Annotated in this window: 17 protein-coding genes; 9 read left to right on the top strand and 8 right to left on the bottom strand. The window is 52.6% G+C overall.

Annotation, left to right across the window (positions count from 1 at the left end):
* Positions 1-182 precede the first annotated feature (182 nt).
* Positions 183-1,226: a GMP reductase gene (locus VH187_RS02660; RefSeq protein WP_329699932.1), complete on the top strand. Its 1,044-nt coding sequence runs from the start codon at positions 183-185 to the stop codon at positions 1,224-1,226.
* Positions 1,227-1,262: 36 nt separating this feature from the next.
* On the opposite strand, the gene hofC is transcribed toward VH187_RS02660, so the two are convergent.
* The 4 genes from hofC to nadC form a co-directional block, all read right to left on the bottom strand.
* Positions 1,263-2,462, bottom strand: a complete 1,200-nt coding sequence (gene hofC / locus VH187_RS02655) for a protein transport protein HofC (protein WP_329699931.1) — start codon at positions 2,460-2,462, stop codon at positions 1,263-1,265.
* Positions 2,452-3,837, bottom strand: coding sequence for a type II secretion system protein GspE (gene gspE, locus VH187_RS02650; RefSeq protein WP_329699930.1), 1,386 nt, complete (start codon positions 3,835-3,837; stop codon positions 2,452-2,454). Before gspE ends, hofC begins: the two co-directional genes overlap by 11 nt.
* Before the next feature lie 10 nt (positions 3,838-3,847).
* Positions 3,848-4,285 carry a prepilin peptidase-dependent pilin gene (ppdD, locus tag VH187_RS02645; protein WP_329699929.1) on the bottom strand — a complete coding sequence of 146 codons (438 nt, stop codon included), beginning with the start codon at positions 4,283-4,285 and terminating at the stop codon, positions 3,848-3,850.
* Positions 4,286-4,446: 161 nt separating this feature from the next.
* Positions 4,447-5,340, bottom strand: coding sequence for a carboxylating nicotinate-nucleotide diphosphorylase (nadC, locus tag VH187_RS02640; RefSeq protein WP_329699928.1), 894 nt, complete (start codon positions 5,338-5,340; stop codon positions 4,447-4,449).
* Between the two features lie 87 nt (positions 5,341-5,427).
* On the opposite strand from nadC, the gene ampD reads away from it, so the two are divergent.
* Together ampD and ampE are read left to right on the top strand one after the other, a co-directional pair.
* Positions 5,428-5,991 (top strand): 1,6-anhydro-N-acetylmuramyl-L-alanine amidase AmpD, encoded by a 564-nt coding sequence (gene ampD, locus VH187_RS02635; RefSeq protein WP_329699927.1) that lies wholly within the window; start codon positions 5,428-5,430, stop codon positions 5,989-5,991.
* Entirely contained in the window at positions 5,988-6,842 is an 855-nt protein-coding gene (ampE, locus tag VH187_RS02630; protein WP_329699926.1) for a beta-lactamase regulator AmpE, read from the top strand. The genes ampD and ampE overlap by 4 nt, the downstream gene beginning before the upstream one ends.
* Before the next feature lie 126 nt (positions 6,843-6,968).
* Here the strand turns inward: ampE and VH187_RS02625 are convergent, their stop codons facing one another.
* The 3 genes from VH187_RS02625 to aroP form a co-directional block, all read right to left on the bottom strand.
* On the bottom strand, positions 6,969-7,928 hold the full coding sequence (locus VH187_RS02625; RefSeq protein WP_329699925.1) for a glycoside hydrolase family 43 protein: 960 nt from the start codon (positions 7,926-7,928) through the stop codon (positions 6,969-6,971).
* Complete coding sequence (locus VH187_RS02620; protein ID WP_329699924.1) at positions 7,925-9,328, bottom strand: MFS transporter; 1,404 nt, start codon at positions 9,326-9,328, stop codon at positions 7,925-7,927. The genes VH187_RS02625 and VH187_RS02620 overlap by 4 nt, the downstream gene beginning before the upstream one ends.
* 225 nt (positions 9,329-9,553) lie before the next feature.
* On the bottom strand, positions 9,554-10,921 hold the full coding sequence (aroP, locus tag VH187_RS02615) for an aromatic amino acid transporter AroP (RefSeq protein ID WP_329699923.1): 1,368 nt from the start codon (positions 10,919-10,921) through the stop codon (positions 9,554-9,556).
* Between the two features lie 544 nt (positions 10,922-11,465).
* On the opposite strand from aroP, the gene pdhR reads away from it, so the two are divergent.
* From pdhR to VH187_RS02590, 5 genes are all read left to right on the top strand, one after another.
* A complete protein-coding gene (gene pdhR / locus VH187_RS02610) occupies positions 11,466-12,230 on the top strand; it encodes a pyruvate dehydrogenase complex transcriptional repressor PdhR (protein WP_329699922.1) in 765 nt (254 codons plus the stop codon).
* Positions 12,231-12,364: 134 nt separating this feature from the next.
* Positions 12,365-15,028, top strand: a complete 2,664-nt coding sequence (gene aceE, locus VH187_RS02605; RefSeq protein ID WP_329699921.1) for a pyruvate dehydrogenase (acetyl-transferring), homodimeric type — start codon at positions 12,365-12,367, stop codon at positions 15,026-15,028.
* A 14-nt stretch (positions 15,029-15,042) separates the two neighbouring features.
* Complete coding sequence (gene aceF / locus VH187_RS02600) at positions 15,043-16,938, top strand: pyruvate dehydrogenase complex dihydrolipoyllysine-residue acetyltransferase (protein WP_329699920.1); 1,896 nt, start codon at positions 15,043-15,045, stop codon at positions 16,936-16,938.
* Between the two features lie 201 nt (positions 16,939-17,139).
* Positions 17,140-18,564: a dihydrolipoyl dehydrogenase gene (lpdA, locus tag VH187_RS02595; RefSeq protein WP_329699990.1), complete on the top strand. Its 1,425-nt coding sequence runs from the start codon at positions 17,140-17,142 to the stop codon at positions 18,562-18,564.
* A gap of 190 nt (positions 18,565-18,754) precedes the next feature.
* The gene (locus VH187_RS02590) at positions 18,755-19,027 is read left to right on the top strand and encodes a hypothetical protein (protein ID WP_329699919.1); all 273 of its coding nucleotides are present in this window, start codon (positions 18,755-18,757) and stop codon (positions 19,025-19,027) included.
* 75 nt (positions 19,028-19,102) lie between these two features.
* Here VH187_RS02590 and VH187_RS02585 read toward each other — a convergent pair whose 3' ends face one another.
* On the bottom strand, positions 19,103-20,011 hold the full coding sequence (locus VH187_RS02585) for a LysR family transcriptional regulator (RefSeq protein WP_329699918.1): 909 nt from the start codon (positions 20,009-20,011) through the stop codon (positions 19,103-19,105).
* Positions 20,012-20,194: 183 nt separating this feature from the next.
* Between VH187_RS02585 and VH187_RS02580 the strand changes: the two genes are divergently transcribed.
* Complete coding sequence (locus VH187_RS02580) at positions 20,195-21,397, top strand: MFS transporter (RefSeq protein ID WP_329699917.1); 1,203 nt, start codon at positions 20,195-20,197, stop codon at positions 21,395-21,397.
* The last annotated feature ends 185 nt before the right edge of the window (positions 21,398-21,582 follow it).

The raw sequence follows: 21,582 nt of genomic DNA, 5'->3' as shown, positions 1-21,582 counted from the left end.
TTTTTGAACCTACGGCAACCAACGTGTCCAACGTGAAAATCGCTGTCCACCAGGTAAATTTGTACGATTGTAGCGTAAAAAAAGTGAAAATCGCAGTCTTGCGAAGGGATGATTACTGCGTATGATAACGTCACTGGAGTTGTGCTTAGTCCATTTTTGCCTCTAACCCCAGGAATCCCTACATGCGTATCGAAGAAGATTTGAAGTTAGGCTTTAAAGACGTTCTTATCCGCCCTAAACGCTCTACCCTCAAAAGCCGTTCCGAAGTTGAACTGGAACGCGAATACACCTTTAAGCATTCTGGCAAGACCTGGTCTGGCGTACCTATCATTGCTGCGAACATGGATACCGTCGGCACTTTCGCGATGGCAAAAGCACTGGCCTCCTTTGGTATTCTGACCGCCGTTCATAAACACTATTCTGTTGAAGACTGGAAAGCTTTTACCGCGAGCGTGTCGGAAGACATCCTGAAGCATGTCATGGTTTCTACCGGGACTTCCGAAGCTGATTTCGACAAAACGAAACAGATTCTGAATCTGCATTCGTCGCTGAATTTTGTGTGTATTGATGTTGCAAACGGCTATTCCGAACACTTCGTGCAGTTCTTGTCGAAAGCACGCGAAGCCTGGCCGAGCAAAACTATCTGTGCAGGCAACGTGGTTACGGGCGAAATGTGCGAAGAGCTGATCCTCGCGGGCGCTGACATCGTTAAAGTCGGTATCGGCCCTGGCTCTGTTTGCACCACACGTGTAAAAACGGGCGTTGGTTATCCGCAGCTCTCCGCAGTGATTGAATGTGCTGATGCGGCGCACGGTCTTGGCGGTCAGATCGTCAGTGACGGTGGCTGTACGACACCGGGTGACGTAGCGAAAGCCTTTGGTGGCGGCGCTGATTTCGTGATGCTCGGCGGTATGCTGGCAGGTCACGAAGAAAGCGGGGGAACCGTAGTGGAAGAAGACGGCGAAAAATTCATGCTGTTCTACGGGATGAGTTCCGAGTCTGCAATGAACCGTCACGTCGGTGGCGTTGCCAAATACCGCGCAGCGGAAGGCAAAACGGTTAAGCTGAAATTACGTGGCCCGGTGGAAGATACCGCTCGCGATATCCTCGGTGGTCTGCGTTCTGCATGTACCTATGTGGGTGCATCACGTCTGAAAGAACTGACTAAACGTACGACCTTTATCCGCGTGCAGGAACAAGAGAACCGCGTGTTCAACAGCCTGTAATGCCGTAAAGCGCTGGCGTAGTTTCTGCGCCAGCAATTATCCTCCACTGATTGCATCCCCCAAATGAAATATCGGCAGATACATCGCCACCACCAGCGTCCCGATAATTACTCCTGTCACCAGTAACATCACGGGCTCCAGCAGTGTCGCCAGGTTATCCGCCTGCTGATGCGTTTGCTCACTGTGATAATGCGCCAGATTCCCCAACATTTTATCGAGTGAGCCAGACACTTCTCCCGTTCTGATGAGTTGCTTACACAGTGGGGTAAAGACAGTTTGCTTCTCCATTGCCTGCCAGATTGCGCTTCCCTGAGCGATGGATTCGCTTGTCTGCTGGATGACACTACGCCACCAAGGGCAACTCAGCGTCTTTTCCACGCTTTCAAGCCCCTGCAAAAAGGGGATCCCTGCGTTCTGCGTGAGCGCAAGAACGGTATAAATTTGACTGAGCATTTGCCCGCGAATCAACCCGGAAACCACTGGAAATCTTAGTAATAACCGTGGACGGATCATTTGCCAGCGTGGACTTCGTCGCAAGATAGGGCGCAGTAAAAAGGGCAGGAATGCGAGTGCAATAATCAACGGTAGCCCTTGCTGTACCGCACTGGACATAGCCATTACCGCCTGGGTCAGCATGGGAAGCGGCGTGTTAAATGTGCGGTAGATGGCGGCGAATTCCGGCAGCACGAAACCACTCATACCAATGACCACTAATAGCGCGAGCAACAAAATGATCAGCGGGTAGCGTAGCGCTTTTTTCACTTTTTGAGCCAGCTTCTGCTGCTCCTCTTGTTGACGAGCGAGGTGTGCGCAACAGTAGTCCAGCTTGCCCGTCATTTCTCCGGCCTGAATCATGGCGTGATAGAGCGGAGAAAATGCTTCCGGCCATTGTTGCATGGCGACAGAAAGCGACTGCCCTTGGGCAAGCTGCCCGGCGAGATCCTGCATCAGGGCTTGCCATTGCGCGATGGGATGTTGTTCCGCCAACAGCAGTAAACTCTCCGAAAGCGTCAAGCCCGCTTGTAACAGTGTGGCTAGCTGCTGCATAAGTTCGCTGGCATATTGCGATTGCCATTGTGATTTTCGAATCGCCTTGCGCGTTAATTCCAGCGGGTGAATGCCATCACGTTGGGCAGATTCCATCGCCACCATTTTATTTTCTGCCCACACACAGCCCTGTCGTGCCTCACCTTGTTCTGACAATCCGCGCCAATACCAGAGTTGTTTAGTCGCCATGTGGCATTCCCAATACCCGCAGCAACTCTTCAACCGTGGTTTGTCCCTGTTCCACGGCTTCGCAACCGTGTTCGAAAAGAGTCATCATGCCGGAATCACGTGACAGTCGTTCCAGTGCTTCCGGGCTGGCACCGTTGATGATGGCTTGCTTTAACGGTTGGGTAACCGTCAGGACTTCGAACAAGGCCACCCGGCCATGATAGCCACGATAGCAGCGCTCGCAGCCTTTGCTCTTCCAGCGTGGTAATGCGCGGGGCCATAACGATGGGGGGAACTCGCTGTACTGTCCTTCCGGCGTTCGGCAGTGCGGGCATAATCGCCGCACCAGCCGTTGCGCAATCACCAGCAATAGCGCGGAGGAGATCATCCAGCGTGCCACGCCCATTTGTTGCAGCCTGGTCAACGTTTCGCTGGTGGAATTGGTATGCAGCGTGGATAACACTAGATGGCCTGTCTGCGCGGCTTTGATAGCGATTTCGGCGGTTTCCGCATCGCGAATCTCCCCGACCATTACCACGTCTGGATCCTGGCGCAATAACGCTCTTAACACGTTCTGAAACGTCAGCCCCGCACGAGTATTGATTTGCGTCTGGTTGATGCCATCGAGAGGGATCTCCACCGGATCTTCGACGCTGCACAAATTGATCTCCGGTTTATTCCGTTCCTGTAGCGCGCTGTATAAAGTGACGGTTTTGCCGCTGCCGGTCGGGCCGGTGACCAGCATCAGCCCCTGCGGTTGGTTTATCGACTGACGAAATGCCTGGAGCTGCGCCTGATTCATGCCCAGCACGTTGATATCCAGCGCCTGTTTCACCTGATGCAGAAGGCGAAGGACGACTTTTTCTCCTCCTCGGCAGGGAAGTGTCGCGATGCGAAAAGAGACCGTGCGTCCGTTGATGTCGACGCTAAATTGTCCATCCTGCGGCAGTCGCCGCTCGGCGATATCCAGATTACCTAAGACTTTAAGCCGGGCGATCAGCGGCGCACTGAGCGTAGGAGAGAAATCGGGCAATGGGTGAAGCACGCCATCGACCCGCAACCGCACACGTAGCACTTCTTCCCCGGGTTCAACGTGAATATCGGAGGCTCGTTGTTGTAGCGCCTGCTGGAACGTCTGGTTCAGCAGTTCCACAACGTTGGCGTTGTCATCACGCGCGGCGGGCAGATGCGAATCTTGCGAAGTGTGCAGATGCTGATCCATCCTGGACTGATCCCAGCACTCAATATCAATGCGTTTTTGCGTAGCGAACCGCAGCGAATCCATTAATTCGGCAGGCGGTGGGCCGACCACTGCGATATTCAACACCCGCTCGTCGCTGCTGAGCAGCACCGCACGGTGCCGCTGACACAGGCTGAGAAGTTTATCGTGTTTCATCTTTTTGCCCTCAGGAAGCGTCGAAACGGAACACGTCTTCGCACGCCTGTTTCAACGCGCTATCGCTGGCGATATTGCAGGTGCGTTGCCAGCCCGTGATGCCATTGGTGTTGTCCCAGGCGGGTTTCAACGTAACGCTGAGTCCGTTAAGGCTTTCCTGGCCTGTTAGCGTCACGGTGCCCTGGACAACTTCCATTCCTGAAACATAACGGCTGGTGGTCGGGGCGGGGATACCGTTGCTGCCACCATCACAGGGCGTGATCCCGCCATGATCGAGCGCGCAGAGTTCAATCGCGGTGCGGTAGGGCATAAACGTTTGCAGCATGTCGGTGAGTGCCGCTTTGCGCAGGTAATTTTGGTAAGCCGGAATGCCGATGGCGCTCAGAATGGCAATAATGCCGATCACAACCATCAGTTCTATTAAGGTGAATCCTTGCTGTTTGTCCATGAATGGCTCCTTGTTTGACGGGAGCACTTTGGCAACTAGCGTTGGAGATTGCGAAGGGCAAAAATGAAAACGGGAAGGGTGCTTCTGAAATATTTTACGGTTTGCAGTGGGCTTGCGAAAAGCTGCGAAGGCGATCGTAAATCGCCTTCGCAGAGAACGCTTTATTTAAAGCGCATCGACAAATCGAGTGCCTGTACGTGCTTAGTTAGCGCGCCCACCGAGATATAGTCCACGCCGGTTTCAGCAAATTCACGAATGGTGTCGAACGTCACGTTGCCGGACACTTCAAGTTGCGCCTGACCGTTGGTTCTCTTCACCGCTTCGCGCATTTGGTCCGTTTCGAAGTTATCGAGCATGATGATATCAGCCCCGGCTTTCAACGCGGCCTCCAGCTCTTCCATGTTTTCCACTTCAACTTCAACCGGCACATCCGGATGCAGCCAGAAGGCTTTTTCCACCGCCTGACGTACTGAGCCAGAGGCAATAATGTGGTTTTCTTTAATCAGGAACGCATCGGATAACCCCAGGCGATGATTAGCGCCACCGCCGCACAGCACCGCGTATTTCAGTGCAGTACGCAGGCCCGGTAAGGTTTTACGGGTGTCGAGCAGTTGGGTTTTGGTGCCGTCGAGTAAATTCACATAACGACGCACCACGCTTGCCACGCCGGAAAGTGTTTGCACGAAATTCAGCGCGGTGCGCTCGCCGGTTAACAGCACGCGTGACGGGCCATTAAGTTCAAATAAAGGCTGGTTTTCGACCAGCAAGTCGCCATCGTCCACATGCCAGTTGATGCTGACATCATCTCCGGCAAGCTGAATAAACACTTCTTCGACCCAGCGCTTGCCACAAAATACGCCCGCTTCACGGGTGATCACCACTGCGTGAGAGCGCGTGTCTTCTGGTAACAGTTGAGCGGTGATGTCATTCGCGGCATTCACTTCGCCGCCTAAATCTTCACGTAGCGCATGGGCTACAGCGGCAGGGATATCGAGGTTAATTCGTTCCAGCAGCGCGTCACGACGATGCTCCGGATTGTAGCGGCGAGGCGGCATGAGAAAACTCCAAATGGTAAGGAATCATAAGTTATAAACATGCTACTCTGAACCGGATTTCAGCACCATATATTAAGGAGAGCCCGCATGCAGTTACACGGTGGCTGGCTGGAGGATGCCCGACGCGTCCCTTCGCCACATCATGATTGCCGCCCGGATGATGAAGCGCCAACGTTGCTGGTGGTGCACAATATCAGTTTGCCGCCAGGTGAGTTTGGCGGCCCGTGGATTGATGCATTATTCACAGGAACAATCGATCCTGAGGCTCATCCTTTCTTTGCTGAGATCGCACATCTGCGGGTCTCGGCCCATTGCCTGATCCGCCGCGATGGTGAAATCGTCCAGTATGTCCCGTTTGATAAACGCGCCTGGCATGCGGGTGTGTCGAGCTATCAGGGACGCGAAAAATGTAATGATTTTTCGATTGGCATTGAACTGGAAGGCACCGATACTCTGGCCTATACCGACGAACAATATCAGCAACTTGCGGCCTTGACCCAGTTACTGATGACGGCTTACCCGGCGATTGCCAGCAACATCACGGGCCACAGCGATATTGCCCCGGTGCGTAAAACTGACCCCGGCCCGGCGTTTGACTGGACACGTTTTCGGGCGCTGGTGAATCACCCGTCAGATAAGGAGATGACATGACGCTGTTTACGACGTTACTGGTGCTGATTGCCGAGCGCCTGTTCAAACTTGGCGAGCACTGGCAACTCGATCATCGACTGGAAGTATTGTTCCGTCGTATCAAAAATTATTCCTTTTCTGTGACCTTGCTGATGGCTGTTGCCGCGATGGCGATTGTGTATCTGATTCAGCGAGCATTGTTTGGTCTGTTGTTCAATGTCCCGTTGCTGGTGGTGTGGATCCTTGTTGGGCTGTTGTGCATCGGCGCGGGCAAAGTGCGTTTGCATTATCACGCTTATTTGAAAGCCGCCTCCCGTGACGATGCCCATGCGCGAGACGCGATGGCCAGCGAATTGACGCTGATCCATGGCGTGCCGCCCGGCTGTGACGAACGAGAGTTTCTGCGTGAACTGCAAAATGCGCTGTTGTGGATTAACTACCGTTTCTATCTGGCACCGCTGTTCTGGTTCGTGGTCGGTGGTCCGTTTGGGCCGGCAACGCTGATGGGCTACGCATTTCTACGCGCATGGCAAAGCTGGCTGGCGCGCTATCAAACACCGCGCGATCGCCAGCAGTCTGGTGTCGATGCGATTTTGCACGTGCTCGATTGGGTGCCGGTGCGTTTGGTCGGCGTAGTGTATGCGTTGATTGGTCACGGTGAAAAAGCGCTGCCAGCCTGGTTCGCCTCGCTCGGCGACCGTCACTCTTCGCAGTATCAGGTGTTGACGCAACTGGCGCAGTTCTCACTGGCTCGTGAACCGCACGTTGATAAAGTCGCAACACCAAAAGCGGCGGTGTCGATGGCGAAGAAAGCGTCCTACGCAGTAGTGGTGATCATGGCGCTGCTGACAATTTACGGCACATTGGTATAAATCCCCGTCATCCTTCAAGCTGTAGCGGCGTTGACTGCACTCTACTACCTCCGGTCACATAGTGTATCTATGCTCCCGGGGATAGCAGAGTTTGCCGCCTTGCTACAGTTCGAATGATTTAAGGGATTATATCGAAACGGAAGAATCCGCATGCGGGATGCCAAAATCAGGCATCCCGTTTTCATTCCAGCGAACGATTTTCAGGCGAGTGTGACGATTCGGGTCATACAGCGGGTCGCCTTCAATTTCGGTGTAATTGCGAGCGTGATACACCAGCACATCTTCGCCGTCCGGCGTTTGCGTAAAGCTGTTGTGCCCTGGCCCGTATTGCCGGTTTTCGTAACTGGTAGTGAACACCGGCTGCGGCGATTTATGCCAGTTGCTGGACTGCATCGGGTCGGCTTCGATATCGATCCACAGCAAGCCCATGCAGTAATTTTCATCGGTCGCACTGGCGGAATAGCTCACAAAGAGTTTATCGCCGTGAACCACGACCGCCGGGCCTTCGTTGACCAGAAAACCCCGGCACTCCCAGTCAAACTCTGGTTTGCTGAGCATCAGCGGCTGGCCTTTAATCGTCCACGGGTTTTCCAGCTCCGCCAGATACAGATTCGAGTTTCCGGCAATATCCGGCGCTTTTTGCGCCCATAAATACCACTGCTTTCCCTGATGTTTGAAAGTAGTGGCATCAAGTGCAAAGGTATCGAACGGCGTTTTCACCTGACCTTTTTCCTGCCACGTACCGGTCAACGGATCGGCGTCATGACAGACCAGCGCAAACATTCGGTGCTGGAACATGCCCAAAGCATCCAAATCATGCGTGTGGGTGGCGGCGAAATAGATTACCCAGGTGCCGTCGATGTTGTGCAGCTCCGGGGCCCAAATCAGCTGACTCATCGGGCCGTTGTCGGGCTTGCGCCACACCGTGACAGGCTTCGCAGTGCGTAAACCATCAATGTCAGTCGCGCGGCGGATCTCCAGTCGATCATATTCCGGCACTGAAGCCACGAAGTAATACAGGCCTGCGTGGCGCAGGATGAACGGGTCTGCGCGCTGTTCAATAAAAGGGTTCGGCCATTGGCTCATTGTGGTTTCCTTATCAGTTCAGCCTGTTGCTGATAGTCACTCAGTTCGCGGTAGTTCTGGCGACGTTTTTCCAGATCTGTCTGGATCTGCTTCATCATTTCGCGGTCCACTTTCAACAGGCGAACCACGCCTGCGGTAATCAGATAACCGACGCCAGGGATCACGCTGAACAGTAAAACAATCCCGTTAAGTGCATCCGGGCTTTGCGCTTTCGCACTCGCATCGTAACCGTACCAGGAAAGCAGGAAACCGACCATCGCACCTGCGACAGCCAGCCCCACCTTCAGGAAGAACAGGTTGCCGGAGAAGCTGATCCCGGTAATGCGTTTGCCGGTTTTCCACTCACCGTAGTCATCCACATCCGCCATCAGCGACCAGTGCAGCGGCGACGGGATCTGATGCAGGATGTTGAGCAGGAAGTAGAGCACCATAATCATCATCGTGGCTTTAGGGTCGAAGAAGTAGAACGCGCACGAGAAAATGGCCAGCGCGATGTTGGTCCAGAAGAACACTTTCAGTTTGCACCAGCGGTCGGTCAGCACTTTCGCCAGCATACTGCCGATCATCATGCCCACCACGCCGAGGCTGATAAACAGGGTGGCGAAATGGGTGCTTTGCTGCATCACCCAGGTGACGTAATACATCGTCGCCGCCATGCGAATAAAGCCGGGGCAGACGTTGCTCAGCGTCAGCAGCAGAATGCGCACCCACTGATCGTTTTTCCACACATCTTTCAGGTCACGCTTAATTTCATCGTTAGTTTGCACTGCCGGGCGGACACGTTCACGTACGGTCGCAAAACTGAACAGGAACATACACATGCCGATAAATGCCAGCACGGTCATCGCCATTTGATAGCCTTTGGCTCTGTTATCCCCGCCAAACCAGTCGGCCATTGGCAGCAACGTCAACGACAGCAGAAGTGTCGCGATGCCCACCATTACGAAACGGTAAGACTGGCACGCCACGCGTTCTTTTGGGTCGTTGGTGATCACGCTGCCAAGCGAGCAGTAAGGGATGTTGATCGCTGTATAGGTAATCGACAGCAGGAAATAGGTGACGAAGGCATAGATAACTTTGCTGCTGTAGCTCCAGTCCGGAGTGGTGAACATCAGCACGCTGAATAACGCATAAGGGAAGGCAATCCACAGCAGCCATGGGCGAAAGCGTCCGTATTTGCTGCGCGTTCTGTCCGCCAGTGCGCCCATAATCGGATCGGTGACGGCATCAATAACGCGAATCGACAGCAGTAGAACGCCGACCAGCGCAGGCGCCAGGCCAAAGATGTCGGTATAAAAGTAGTTAACAAACAACATAATGGCGCCGAAGATGATGTTGCACCCCGCGTCACCCATGCCATAGCCGATTTTTTCTCTGACCGATAATCTGTTGTTTTCCATCGACACTTCCCCGCAATGAGATATGTCACGATTATTCGCTGGCTATGTAAATAATGCGTTGCAGGAATGCGGCGATGATATGGACAAATGAGCTGCAGGGGAGAAAGTGTGAAGCAGGTAACATGCTGCTGTAGCGGTTTTCACCCGCTACAGCATGTGGATAATCAGCCTAACTCAGTGGCGGGAACCACTCGGCTACGCTTATACCCGTTCAGCGTGAAGAGATTAAGCGCGGACGGCTTTAGCCCCTCTCTGTTTAACCATGTAGCCAATTCCGAGGATAACGATCCACACCGGGATCAGATACACGGAAATCGCCATGCCCGGAGTCATCAGCATGATGACCAGCACGGCGGCAACGGTAAACAGGCAAATCCAGTTCCCCAGCGGATAGAACAGAGCAGGGAAGCGAGTGGCGACGCCCTGTTTCTGCTTCGCGCGGCGGAATTTGATGTGTGCCAGGCTAATCATCGCCCAGTTGATAACCAGGGCAGAAACCACCAGTGCCATCAACAGACCGAACGCCGATTCCGGTGCCAGGTAGTTGATCAGCACGCACAAAGCGGTGAACAGCGCAGAGACCAGAATGGTATTCACCGGCACGCCACGCTTGTCGACTTTGCTCAGCGCTTTCGGGGCGTTGCCCTGTTGTGCCAGGCCGAACAGCATACGGCTATTGCAGTAAACGCAGCTGTTGTAAACGGAGAGCGCTGCGGTCAATACCACCACGTTCAGAGCGTTTGCTACAAAAGTGTCACCCAGTTCGTGGAAAATCAGCACGAACGGGCTGGTATCTGCGGTTACGCGCGTCCACGGCAGCAGGGAGAGCAACACTGCCAGCGAGCCTACATAGAAAATCAGGATACGGTAGATAACCTGGTTGGTGGCTTTCGGGATGCTTGTCTGCGGGTCATCGGCTTCAGCGGCAGTGATGCCGACCAGCTCCAGGCCGCCAAACGAGAACATGATGATCGCCATCATCATCACCAGCCCTTGTATGCCATGAGGCAGGAACCCGCCTTGCTCCCACAAGTTGCGTACGGTTGCCTGCGGGCCGCCGTTGCCGCTGAACAGCAACCAGCCACCGAACAGGATCATCGCTACCACCGCGACGACTTTGATTATCGCAAACCAAAACTCCATCTCGCCGAACACTTTTACGTTGGTCAGGTTGATGAGGTTAATGGCGACGAAGAATACCGCAGCCGACGCCCAGGTTGGGATTTCAGGCCACCAGAACTGGATGTATTTCCCGACCGCCGTTAACTCGGCCATCGCCACCAGAACGTACAAAACCCAGTAGTTCCAGCCAGAGGCGAAACCGGCAAAGTTGCCCCAGTATTTATAGGCAAAGTGGCTGAATGACCCGGCTACCGGCTCTTCAACCACCATTTCACCTAACTGACGCATGATCAGAAAGGCCACAAAACCTGCGATCGCGTAACCGAGAATGATCCCCGGTCCAGCGGATTGAATCACGGAGGCGCTACCCAAAAACAGGCCCGTTCCGATAGCTCCACCCAGCGCAATAAGCTGAATGTGGCGGTTTTTGAGGCCGCGCTTCAGCTGTTCGCCTTGCTGTTGACCTTCCATTATGAAACCTCGTGAGTGATTGTTTTTTCTACGCTTTGGTTAAGCGCGTGTCATTATGAACTTCCATATCCTGTACATTATTTTTTACAGAGCGGAAGGGTGAAAATTGCGTGTGAGTATTCCGCTGCTTGGAGAATAGTGGTAAGTGCCGCTGAATGCACCTGCTTTGTGCAAGGGTGCTGTCGAGTTGGATAAAAAGAAACCAAATGTAAATGGGGTAAGGGTCTGAACTTGCCGTTTTCTATTCATCCGTTAGGGGAAAAGGGTGAATGATCATGCACTTTCTGAGGTGTTGAATCGGTTCAGATTGCAAAACTTTTCGTTTCTATAACGTTAAATCTGCCCCTTTAGTGGTAAACGCGACATTTGTGCAAAGTTACATTACTGAAACGTTATTTCTGTAAGGTTGTTAAAATGTGCCGGGTTTACTGATTTCAATCAAAACCTGTATGGACAGAAGGTGAATACTTTGTTACTTTAGCGTCACGAACTATGAATTGGTAAGACCAATTGACTCCGGGTAAATGGCTTAAGACAGGGAACCATGGCCTACAGCAAAATCCGCCAACCAAAATTATCTGACGTGATCGAGCAGCAGCTGGAGTTTTTGATTCTTGAGGGGACTCTGCGCCCCGGTGAAAAACTTCCACCTGAACGCGAGCTGGCAAAACAGTTCGACGTTTCCCGTCCCTCTCTGCGTGAGGCGATTCAACGTCTCGAAGCGAAGGGCTTACTGCTTCGTCGCCAGGGCGGCGGTACCTTTGTCCAAAGTAGTCTGTGGCAGAGCTTCAGCGATCCGCTGGTAGAATTGCTCTCCGATCACCCTGAATCCCAGTTTGATTTACTGGAAACCCGCCACGCGCTGGAAGGTATTGCCGCGTACTATGCTGCTTTGCGCAGCAACGAAGAAGATCGTACGCGCATCCGCGAGCTGCACAACGCGATTGAAGTCGCCCAGCAGTCTGGCGATCTCGATGCCGAATCCAACGCCGTCGTCCAGTATCAAATTGCCGTCACCGAAGCCGCTCATAATGTGGTCTTACTTCATCTGCTACGCTGCATGGAACCCATGCTGGCGCAGAACGTTCGACAGAACTTTGAATTGCTGTATGCCAGCCGGGAGATGCTCCCGTTGGTCAGCAGCCATCGCACCCGAGTTTTCGAGGCGATAATGGCTAAGGAGCCGGAGCAGGCGCGTGAAGCGTCGCATCGTCACCTGGCCTTCATTGAGGAAATCTTGCTGGACCGCAGCCGTGAGCAAAGTCGTCGTGACCGCTCACTTCGCCGCATACAGCAACGAAAGGACTAGCAGCACTATTTTTAAGCGCCAGTTTTTAGAGCGCGGCAACTAAACGCAGAACCTGTCTTATTGCGCTTTTACCTGAAAACGCAATGGGACAGGTTCCAGACAAATCAACGATTAGATAGATAAGGAATACCCCCATGTCAGACCGTTTACAAAATGACGTGGATCCGATCGAAACTCGCGACTGGCTACAGGCGATCGAATCGGTCATCCGTGAAGAAGGTGTTGAGCGTGCTCAGTATCTGATTGATCAGCTGCTTTCCGAAGCCCGCAAAGGCGGTGTGAGCGTGGCAGCTGGTGCCGGGGCAAACAATTATGTGAACACGATTGCCGTTGAAGATGAACCGGAATACCCGGGTAATCTGGATCTGGAACGCCGTATCCGTTCAGCTATCCGCTGGAACGCGATCATGACCGTTCTGCGCGCGTCCAAGAAAGACCTGGAACTGGGTGGTCACATGTCCTCCTTCCAGTCTTCTGCGACCGTTTACGAAGTGTGCTTTAACCACTTCTTCCGTGCTCGCACCGAGAAAGACGGCGGCGACCTGGTATACTTCCAGGGCCACATCTCTCCGGGCGTTTACGCACGTGCCTTCCTTGAAGGTCGTCTGACTGAAGAGCAGATGAACAACTTCCGTCAGGAAGTTCACGGTAAAGGTCTGTCCTCTTACCCGCACCCGAAACTGATGCCAGAATTCTGGCAATTCCCGACCGTTTCTATGGGGCTGGGCCCAATCGGTGCGATCTACCAGGCTAAATTCCTGAAATATCTGGAACACCGTGGCCTGAAAGATACCTCTGAGCAGACCGTTTATGCCTTCCTCGGCGACGGTGAGATGGACGAACCAGAATCCAAAGGTGCTATCACCATCGCGACCCGCGACAAACTGGATAACCTGTGCTTCATCATCAACTGTAACCTGCAGCGCCTTGATGGCCCGGTCACCGGTAACGGCAAAATCGTTAACGAACTGGAAGGCATCTTCGCGGGTGCTGGCTGGAACGTGATTAAAGTCATGTGGGGCGGTCGTTGGGATGAGCTGCTGCGTAAAGACACCAGCGGTAAGCTGATTCAGCTGATGAACGAAACCGTTGATGGCGACTACCAGACCTTCAAATCCAAAAACGGCGCCTACGTACGTGAGCACTTCTTCGGTAAATATCCTGAAACCGCTGCACTGGTTGCCGACTGGTCTGACGATCAGATCTGGGCGCTGAACCGTGGTGGTCACGATCCGAAGAAAGTCTACGCTGCACTGAAAAAAGCGCAGGACACCAAAGGTCAAGCGACCGTTATCCTGGCCCATACCATCAAAGGTTACGGCATGGGTGATACCGCTGAAGGTAAAAACATCGCTCACCAGGTGAAGAAAATGAACATGGACGGCGTTCGTTACGTCCGCGATCGTTTCAACGTGCCGGTGTCCGATGCTGATATCGAAAAACTGCCATACGTGACCTTCCCGGAAGGTTCAGAAGAACACACCTATCTGCACGCACAGCGTCAGAAACTGGGTGGCTACCTGCCGTCTCGTGTGGTGAACTTCTCCGAGAAACTGGAAATGCCAGCACTGGCAGATTTCCAGCAACTTCTGGAAGAGCAGAACAAAGAGATCTCTACCACTATCGCTTTCGTGCGTGCCCTGAACGTGATGCTGAAGAACCCGTCTATCAAAGACCGTCTGGTTCCGATCCTCGCCGATGAAGCGCGTACCTTCGGTATGGAAGGTCTGTTCCGTCAGATTGGTATCTACAGCTCCAACGGCCAGCAGTACACCCCGCAGGACCGTGAGCAGGTAGCGTATTACAAAGAAGACGAGAAAGGTCAGATCCTGCAGGAAGGTATTAACGAGCTGGGCGCAGGCGCATCCTGGCTGGCTGCTGCGACTTCTTACAGCACCAACAACCTGCCGATGATCCCGTTCTACATCTACTACTCCATGTTCGGCTTCCAGCGTATCGGCGATCTCTGCTGGCAGGCTGGCGATCAGCAGGCTCGTGGCTTCCTGGTCGGCGGGACTTCCGGTCGTACTACCCTGAACGGTGAAGGTTTGCAGCACGAAGATGGTCACAGCCATATTCAGTCTCTGACTATCCCGAACTGTATCTCTTACGATCCATCTTACGCGTACGAAGTGGCGGTCATCATGCATGACGGTCTGGTTCGCATGTACGGTGAGAAACAAGAGAACGTGTTCTATTACATCACCACGCTGAACGAAAACTACCACATGCCAGCAATGCCGGAAGGCGCCGAGGAAGGTATCCGTAAAGGTATCTACAAACTCGAAACCGTTGCCGGTAGCAAAGGTAAAGTTCAGCTGTTGGGCTCCGGTTCTATCCTGCGTCACGTTCGTGAAGCAGCGCAGATCCTGGCGAACGACTACGGCGTAGGTTCTGACGTGTACTCCGTCACTTCCTTCACTGAACTGGCCCGTGACGGTCAGGACTGTGAGCGCTGGAACATGCTGCACCCGCTGGAAACTCCACGCGTTCCTTACATCGCTCAGGTGATGAACGACGCGCCAGCTGTGGCATCAACTGACTATATGAAACTGTTTGCTGAACAGGTTCGTACTTATGTACCGGCTGATGATTACCGTGTACTGGGTACTGATGGCTTCGGTCGCTCCGACAGCCGTGAAAACCTGCGTCACCACTTCGAAGTTGATGCTTCGTATGTTGTGGTTGCAGCCCTGGGCGAACTGGCTAAACGTGGCGAAATCGACAAGAAAGTGGTGGCAGACGCTATCACCAAATTCAACATCGATGCAGATAAAGTTAACCCGCGTCTGGCGTAAGAGGTAAAAGAAGAATGGCTATCGAAATCAATGTGCCGGACATCGGGGCTGATGAAGTTGAAATCACCGAGATCCTGGTCAAAGTAGGCGACAAAGTTGAAGCAGAACAGTCGCTGATCACCGTAGAAGGCGACAAAGCCTCTATGGAAGTTCCGTCTCCACAGGCTGGCATCGTCAAAGAGATCAAAGTCTCTGTCGGTGACAAAACCGAGACCGGTAAACTGATCATGATTTTCGATTCCGCCGACGGTGCAGCAGCAGCTGCACCTGCCAAGGCAGAAGAGAAGAAAGAAGCGGCGCCTGCTGCTGCCCCGGCTGCGGCTGCGGCGAAAGACGTTAACGTACCGGATATCGGCGGCGACGAAGTTGAAGTTACCGAAATCATGGTCAAAGTCGGCGACACCGTTGCCGCTGAGCAGTCGCTGATCACCGTTGAAGGCGACAAAGCCTCAATGGAAGTGCCAGCACCGTTCGCGGGTGTGGTGAAAGAAATCAAAATCAATACGGGCGACAAAGTGTCTACCGGTTCCCTGATTATGGTCTTTGAAGTCGCGGGCGCGGCTCCTGCTGCCGCTCCGGCACAGGCTGCTGCACCAACCGCTGCCGCTGCCGCTGCACCTGCTGCGTCTGGCGCGAAAGACGTTAACGTTCCGGATATCGGCGGTGACGAAGTTGAAGTGACCGAAGTGATGGTGAAAGTGGGCGATAAAGTTGCCGCTGAGCAGTCACTGATCACCGTTGAAGGTGACAAGGCTTCAATGGAAGTCCCGGCACCGTTCGCGGGCGTGGTGAAAGAAATCAAAATCAACACGGGCGACAAAGTGTCTACCGGTTCTCTGATTATGGTCTTCGAAGTGGAAGGCGCAGCGCCTGCCGCGGCTCCGGCTGCTGCACCAGCGGCGGCGGCTCCAGCTCCGGCGAAAGCAGCACCTGCTGCGGCCCCGGCGGCAAAAGCGGAAGGCAAATCTGAGTTCGCTGAAAACGACGCTTACATTCATGCGACTCCGCTGATTCGCCGCCTGGCGCGCGAATTCGGTGTGAACCTGGCGAAAGTGAAAGGCACCGGTCGTAAAGGCCGTATCCTGCGCGAAGACGTTCAGGCTTACGTGAAAGACGCAGTGAAACGTGCGGAATCCGCTCCTACTGCTGCCACTGGCGGCGGTCTGCCTGGCATGCTGCCATGGCCGAAAGTGGACTTCAGCAAGTTTGGCGAAATCGAAGAAGTGGAAATGGGCCGTATCCAGAAAATCTCTGGCGCGAACCTGAGCCGTAACTGGGTGATGATCCCGCACGTTACCCACTTCGACAAAACCGATATCACCGATCTCGAAGCGTTCCGTAAGCAGCAGAATGACGAAGCGGCTAAGCGCAAGCTGGATGTGAAATTCACGCCTGTCGTGTTCATCATGAAAGCCGTTGCGACTGCACTTGAGCAGATGCCACGCTTCAACAGCTCCCTGTCCGAAGACGGTCAGAAGCTGACGCTGAAGAAATACATCAACGTCGGTGTAGCGGTTGATACGCCGAATGGTCTGGTTGTTCCGGTCTTCAAAGACGTGAACAAGAAGAGCATCACCGAGCTGTCTCGTGAGCTGATGGCGATTTCCAAGAAAGCGCGTGATGGCAAGCTGACCGCAGGCGAAATGCAGGGCGGTTGCTTCACTATCTCTAGCCTGGGCGGTATCGGGACAACTCACTTCGCGCCAATCGTTAATGCGCCGGAAGTAGCTATCCTCGGTGTGTCCAAGTCGGCGATGGAGCCGGTGTGGAATGGTAAAGAGTTCGTTCCGCGTCTGATGATGCCGATGTCTCTCTCCTTCGACCACCGTGTGATCGACGGCGCTGATGGTGCTCGCTTCATTACCATCATCAACAACACCCTGGCCGATATTCGTCGCCTGGTGATGTAAGCGAAAAAGCCGGCCAATCGGCCGGCTTTTTTCTGGTAATCTCATTACGTACTATGAGGTTATCGCTGCAAAAGACAATTCGTTTGCCGTTTGTTGTTTCAAAATTGTTAACAATTTTGTAAAATACGGGCGGATAGAACGTCCCGGTGGCAATGGGCGTTAAAGACCAGGGACCGCCGGAAATAAATTACAGAGGTCATGATGAGTACTGAAATCAAAACTCAGGTCGTGGTACTTGGGGCAGGCCCGGCAGGCTATTCCGCTGCCTTCCGTTGCGCTGATTTAGGTCTGGAAACCGTCATCGTCGAGCGTTACAGCACCCTCGGTGGTGTTTGTCTGAACGTCGGCTGTATCCCTTCTAAAGCGCTGCTGCACGTAGCCAAAGTTATCGAAGAAGCCAAAGCGCTGGCTGAACACGGTATCGTCTTCGGCGAGCCGAAAACCGATATCGACAAGATTCGTACCTGGAAAGAGAAAGTGATCACTCAGCTGACTGGCGGCCTCGCGGGTATGGCGAAAGGCCGTAAGGTCAAAGTGGTTAACGGTCTGGGTAAATTCACCGGGGCTAACACCCTGGAAGTGGAAGGCGAAAACGGCAAGACTGTTATCAACTTCGACAATGCGATCATCGCGGCGGGTTCCCGTCCGATCGAACTGCCGTTCATTCCGCATGAAGATCCACGCGTTTGGGATTCCACCGATGCGCTGGAACTGAAAACCGTACCAAAACGCCTGCTGGTTATGGGTGGCGGTATCATCGGTCTGGAAATGGGTACTGTTTATCACTCTCTGGGTTCAGATATCGACGTGGTTGAGATGTTCGACCAGGTGATCCCGGCGGCCGACAAAGACGTGGTGAAAGTCTTCACCAAACGCATCAGCAAGAAATTCAACCTGATGCTGGAAACCAAAGTGACTGCCGTTGAAGCGAAAGAAGACGGTATTTACGTTTCCATGGAAGGCAAAAAAGCCCCTGCTGAAGCGCAGCGTTATGACGCCGTGCTGGTAGCAATCGGCCGTGTGCCGAACGGTAAAAACCTCGACGCAGGCAAAGCTGGCGTGGAAGTGGACGACCGTGGCTTCATCCGTGTTGATAAGCAGCTGCGCACCAACGTGCCACACATCTTTGCTATCGGCGATATCGTCGGTCAGCCAATGCTGGCGCACAAAGGTGTTCACGAAGGTCACGTGGCAGCAGAAGTTATCGCGGGCATGAAGCACTATTTCGACCCGAAAGTGATCCCATCGATCGCCTACACTGAGCCAGAAGTTGCCTGGGTAGGTCTGACCGAGAAAGAAGCGAAAGAGAAAGGCATCAGCTACGAAACCGCCACCTTCCCGTGGGCTGCTTCTGGCCGTGCTATCGCTTCTGATTGCGCAGACGGTATGACCAAACTGATTTTCGACAAAGAAACTCACCGTGTTATCGGTGGTGCAATTGTCGGGACTAACGGCGGCGAGCTGTTGGGTGAAATCGGTCTGGCTATCGAAATGGGCTGTGACGCAGAAGACATCGCGCTGACCATCCACGCTCACCCGACTCTGCACGAGTCCGTGGGGCTGGCGGCAGAAGTGTTCGAAGGGAGCATCACCGACCTGCCGAACGCCAAAGCGAAGAAGAAATAAGATTTCATTCTGTAAGAAGCGGCCTTCGGGCCGCTTTTTTTATCTCTGCACAAACGCCGCCAGCACACAGCGCAGCGGTAAGTCGTTTATTTAAAAACATTTCTGCGTAAATATCTGTGCACATCTGCTCATCATTATGACAATAGTCACGCGCTAAACTGATAGCGTACAAACTATTATGAGGTGTGCCATGAAAACCCTTTTGACTACCGCAGTGCTTGCCACAACGTTGCTTTCAGGCCTGGCCTTTGCTGACGATCCGGTTATTCCGTGGGCGGATAACAGCGGCGGTACTGAAACGACCCATATTGCGGCGGTAGGCCAGAACCTGAATGGGCAACATCAGGCTGTTACCCAAACGCAGGAAGGCGTATGGGCTGCCAACTCAGGAAGCATCAAAGCAGATGAAGAAGTGCTGACAGCGGCTCACCCTTCGGTTGGGGCCCCATCGCCGACTAACTGATGAGCGAATTAAAAAGCAGAAGAGATGGAATGACTTCTGCTTTTTTGTGCTCGCATGTGAAGCGCCGTATCGCTTTTATTCTTTGAGCGATGAATCCCTCGGTTTAAATTTTTCCTTCTCGATAGTTTCCACAATAAAATCAATCAGCAGCTTAAGCGCTGAGTTTTCATGCGGCTGGCTTTTGGTAATCAAAAAAATGTCCCGGTAGAAATGATCCCCCAATGAAACAGCGGTGACGCCTGGTTCTGTCGACACGAAGGTCATATCGGGCAGAAGCGTCACGCCTAAGCCTTGCCGGACGAAATTGAGGGCGGTACTAGGATGGGAAAACTCATATTTCACCAACGGCTCAATCTTGTTTTCTGCCAGATAATCCAGAATCTGTTTTTCATAGCGCGATTTGCTGACAATGAGATCCTGCTGGTGTAAATCCTTCAGCGTAAATTTTCTGTTTTTCCGGGCGGTCGGATGATTATCTGAAACGATGAGTTTGAAGTGGTCTTTAAATAAAGGAACGCTGTGCACGCCGCTGGATTCTGTATCCACAAAACCCAAATCAAACTCTCCTGCTTTGACATCCTCATTAATTTTATGGTTATTTTCTTCATGGAGAATTAATTCTATATGGGGATAACGCTGCGCAAACAGACGCACCACGTTCGGTAGGATTCGTACCAGAATACTCGAGAAGCAGCCGAGATGCAGGGTGGCCCGTAACTCTGTTTTGTCCAATGCCGCTAAGTGATGGATCTCTTCTATTTCGTAGAGAATTTGGGTAAAGCGCTCAAGGATACTTTTCCCGACAGGCGTTAACGACAGGCCCTTACGGCGGTTGCGCGCCAGTAATATCACGCCCAGTTCGGCCTCAATGCCTGCCACCGCCTGACTGACGGCGGACTGTGACATATGTAATCGCTCACCCGCTTTGGTAAAACCGCCACATTCGACCGTCTGAACAAAAGCCATTATTTGCGTTAGTGTCATAAGTTAATCCTTATGAACTGAATAAGAATGATTAATTTTACTACTTTTAACTTTCGGCGTAAATTGTATTTATCAAATGGAAATGCCAACAGATGCCGCCGCTGACATGAGGTTCTTTATTCTCTCGCTGCCTGTTCAGGCGAAAACGACAAGGATGGACCGCTACAGATAATGCGAGGAATCATGAAAGAGAAACTTTGGACAAAGAATTTCACTGCGATAACAACGATAAGTTTTGTTATTTTCTTTGTCTTTTACATACTGCTTATTTTACTTCCTATTTATATTACCGAACAACTGCATGCTAATGCGGACCAGGCTGGGTTGTTGGTCACGACATTCTTAATTGCCGGGATAATTACCCGACCGATTGCCGGTCATTGGGTTGGAAAATATTCGAATAAAAAGATCCTGGTGATTTCATCTTTGTTCTTCGCCGCGATTACGATGCTCTATCCATTCTTTCATTCAATAACCAGCCTGTTGGCGGTTCGTATTCTGCATGGTTTTTCTTTCGGCGTGATCACGACAGTGAAGGGTACCATTTCTGCCCGGCTTATCCCCACTTCGCGCAGAGGCGAAGGCATCAGCTTTTTCTCGCTGGCGATGGGACTGGCGATGGTCGTAGGGCCTTTTATCGGGATTAACATGGCCCGTTTCCATTATTTCGGCCCGGCATTCATCTTATGCATCGTTGCTGCGGTGGTGGGAATTGCTCTGTCATTAATGATCAAAGTGAATGAGCATCATATTTCGCACCCGGCAACACATAAGAAAGAAGGCATTGCCGGGTTGTTTGATCGTAAAGCGCTGCCGTTTGCCTTTATTGCCTTTTTGATGACGTTTGCCTACTCCGGGATCTCCGCATTTTTGTCCTTATATGCCCGTGAGATTAACCTGATGTCGGCTGCCAGTAACTTCCTGTTGTGTTATGCCGCTTTCCTGATGTTCTGCCGACTGTTTACCGGCAACATTTGTGACAAGCATGGTGCTGGTTTTGTGGTTTACCCTTGCATGCTGATCTTTGTCGCCGGTCTTATTGTTCTGGGCTGGACGTCGACGAGTTTTATGATGGTGATCGCGGGCGCGCTTATCGGTATTGGCTATGGTTCCGTCACGCCGATTATCCAGACGCAAATCATTAATTCGGTGGAACATCACAAAGTCGGTGTGGCGAATTCTTTGTTCTTTAATGCCATGGATTTAGGTCTGGCCGTGGGGGCGTTAATCTTCGGTTTGATTATCGGCCATCTTGGTTATCGTGTTATCTATTATACAGGTGCGGTGCTGGTGCTTATTTCGATGCTGTATTACTTCCTGTACGTGAAAAGAAGTGCTCAGTCGGTGATTTGTCAGACTGGAATGCTTATTGAGGAGAAAGAATGAATCAGCGACTTTATCGTTTTACGGGCGTGTGGTTATTGTTGATGATGGCTTTTATTTTTTGCTCCCGTCTGCTCTTACAGTAACACCACAGAATAGCAAAGAAGCACCAACGGAAATGAGGGTGAAATATGAGCGATGACTTGTCAGGACTTTTCTTTACCTGGGTTGGTTTGATAGTTGTGATT

The sequence above is a fragment of the Scandinavium sp. genome (assembly GCF_036271055.1).
In the GTDB taxonomy this organism is placed as follows: domain Bacteria; phylum Pseudomonadota; class Gammaproteobacteria; order Enterobacterales; family Enterobacteriaceae; genus Scandinavium.
Note: the sequence above shows the minus strand (reverse complement) of the source record. Positions and strands in the feature narration are given on the sequence as shown.

Coding starts and splice junctions, on each gene's coding strand:
- aroP (WP_329699923.1), bottom strand. CDS start 10,921: ATGGAAGGTCAACAGCAAGGCGAACAGCTGAAGCGCGGCCTCAAAAAC.
- gspE (WP_329699930.1), bottom strand. CDS start 3,837: ATGAAACACGATAAACTTCTCAGCCTGTGTCAGCGGCACCGTGCGGTG.
- aceF (WP_329699920.1), top strand. CDS start 15,043: ATGGCTATCGAAATCAATGTGCCGGACATCGGGGCTGATGAAGTTGAA.
- nadC (WP_329699928.1), bottom strand. CDS start 5,340: ATGCCGCCTCGCCGCTACAATCCGGAGCATCGTCGTGACGCGCTGCTG.
- VH187_RS02580 (WP_329699917.1), top strand. CDS start 20,195: ATGAAAGAGAAACTTTGGACAAAGAATTTCACTGCGATAACAACGATA.
- VH187_RS02620 (WP_329699924.1), bottom strand. CDS start 9,328: ATGGAAAACAACAGATTATCGGTCAGAGAAAAAATCGGCTATGGCATG.
- VH187_RS02590 (WP_329699919.1), top strand. CDS start 18,755: ATGAAAACCCTTTTGACTACCGCAGTGCTTGCCACAACGTTGCTTTCA.
- hofC (WP_329699931.1), bottom strand. CDS start 2,462: ATGGCGACTAAACAACTCTGGTATTGGCGCGGATTGTCAGAACAAGGT.
- lpdA (WP_329699990.1), top strand. CDS start 17,140: ATGAGTACTGAAATCAAAACTCAGGTCGTGGTACTTGGGGCAGGCCCG.
- ampE (WP_329699926.1), top strand. CDS start 5,988: ATGACGCTGTTTACGACGTTACTGGTGCTGATTGCCGAGCGCCTGTTC.
- VH187_RS02625 (WP_329699925.1), bottom strand. CDS start 7,928: ATGAGCCAATGGCCGAACCCTTTTATTGAACAGCGCGCAGACCCGTTC.
- ppdD (WP_329699929.1), bottom strand. CDS start 4,285: ATGGACAAACAGCAAGGATTCACCTTAATAGAACTGATGGTTGTGATC.
- ampD (WP_329699927.1), top strand. CDS start 5,428: ATGCAGTTACACGGTGGCTGGCTGGAGGATGCCCGACGCGTCCCTTCG.
- pdhR (WP_329699922.1), top strand. CDS start 11,466: ATGGCCTACAGCAAAATCCGCCAACCAAAATTATCTGACGTGATCGAG.
- aceE (WP_329699921.1), top strand. CDS start 12,365: ATGTCAGACCGTTTACAAAATGACGTGGATCCGATCGAAACTCGCGAC.
- VH187_RS02660 (WP_329699932.1), top strand. CDS start 183: ATGCGTATCGAAGAAGATTTGAAGTTAGGCTTTAAAGACGTTCTTATC.
- VH187_RS02585 (WP_329699918.1), bottom strand. CDS start 20,011: ATGACACTAACGCAAATAATGGCTTTTGTTCAGACGGTCGAATGTGGC.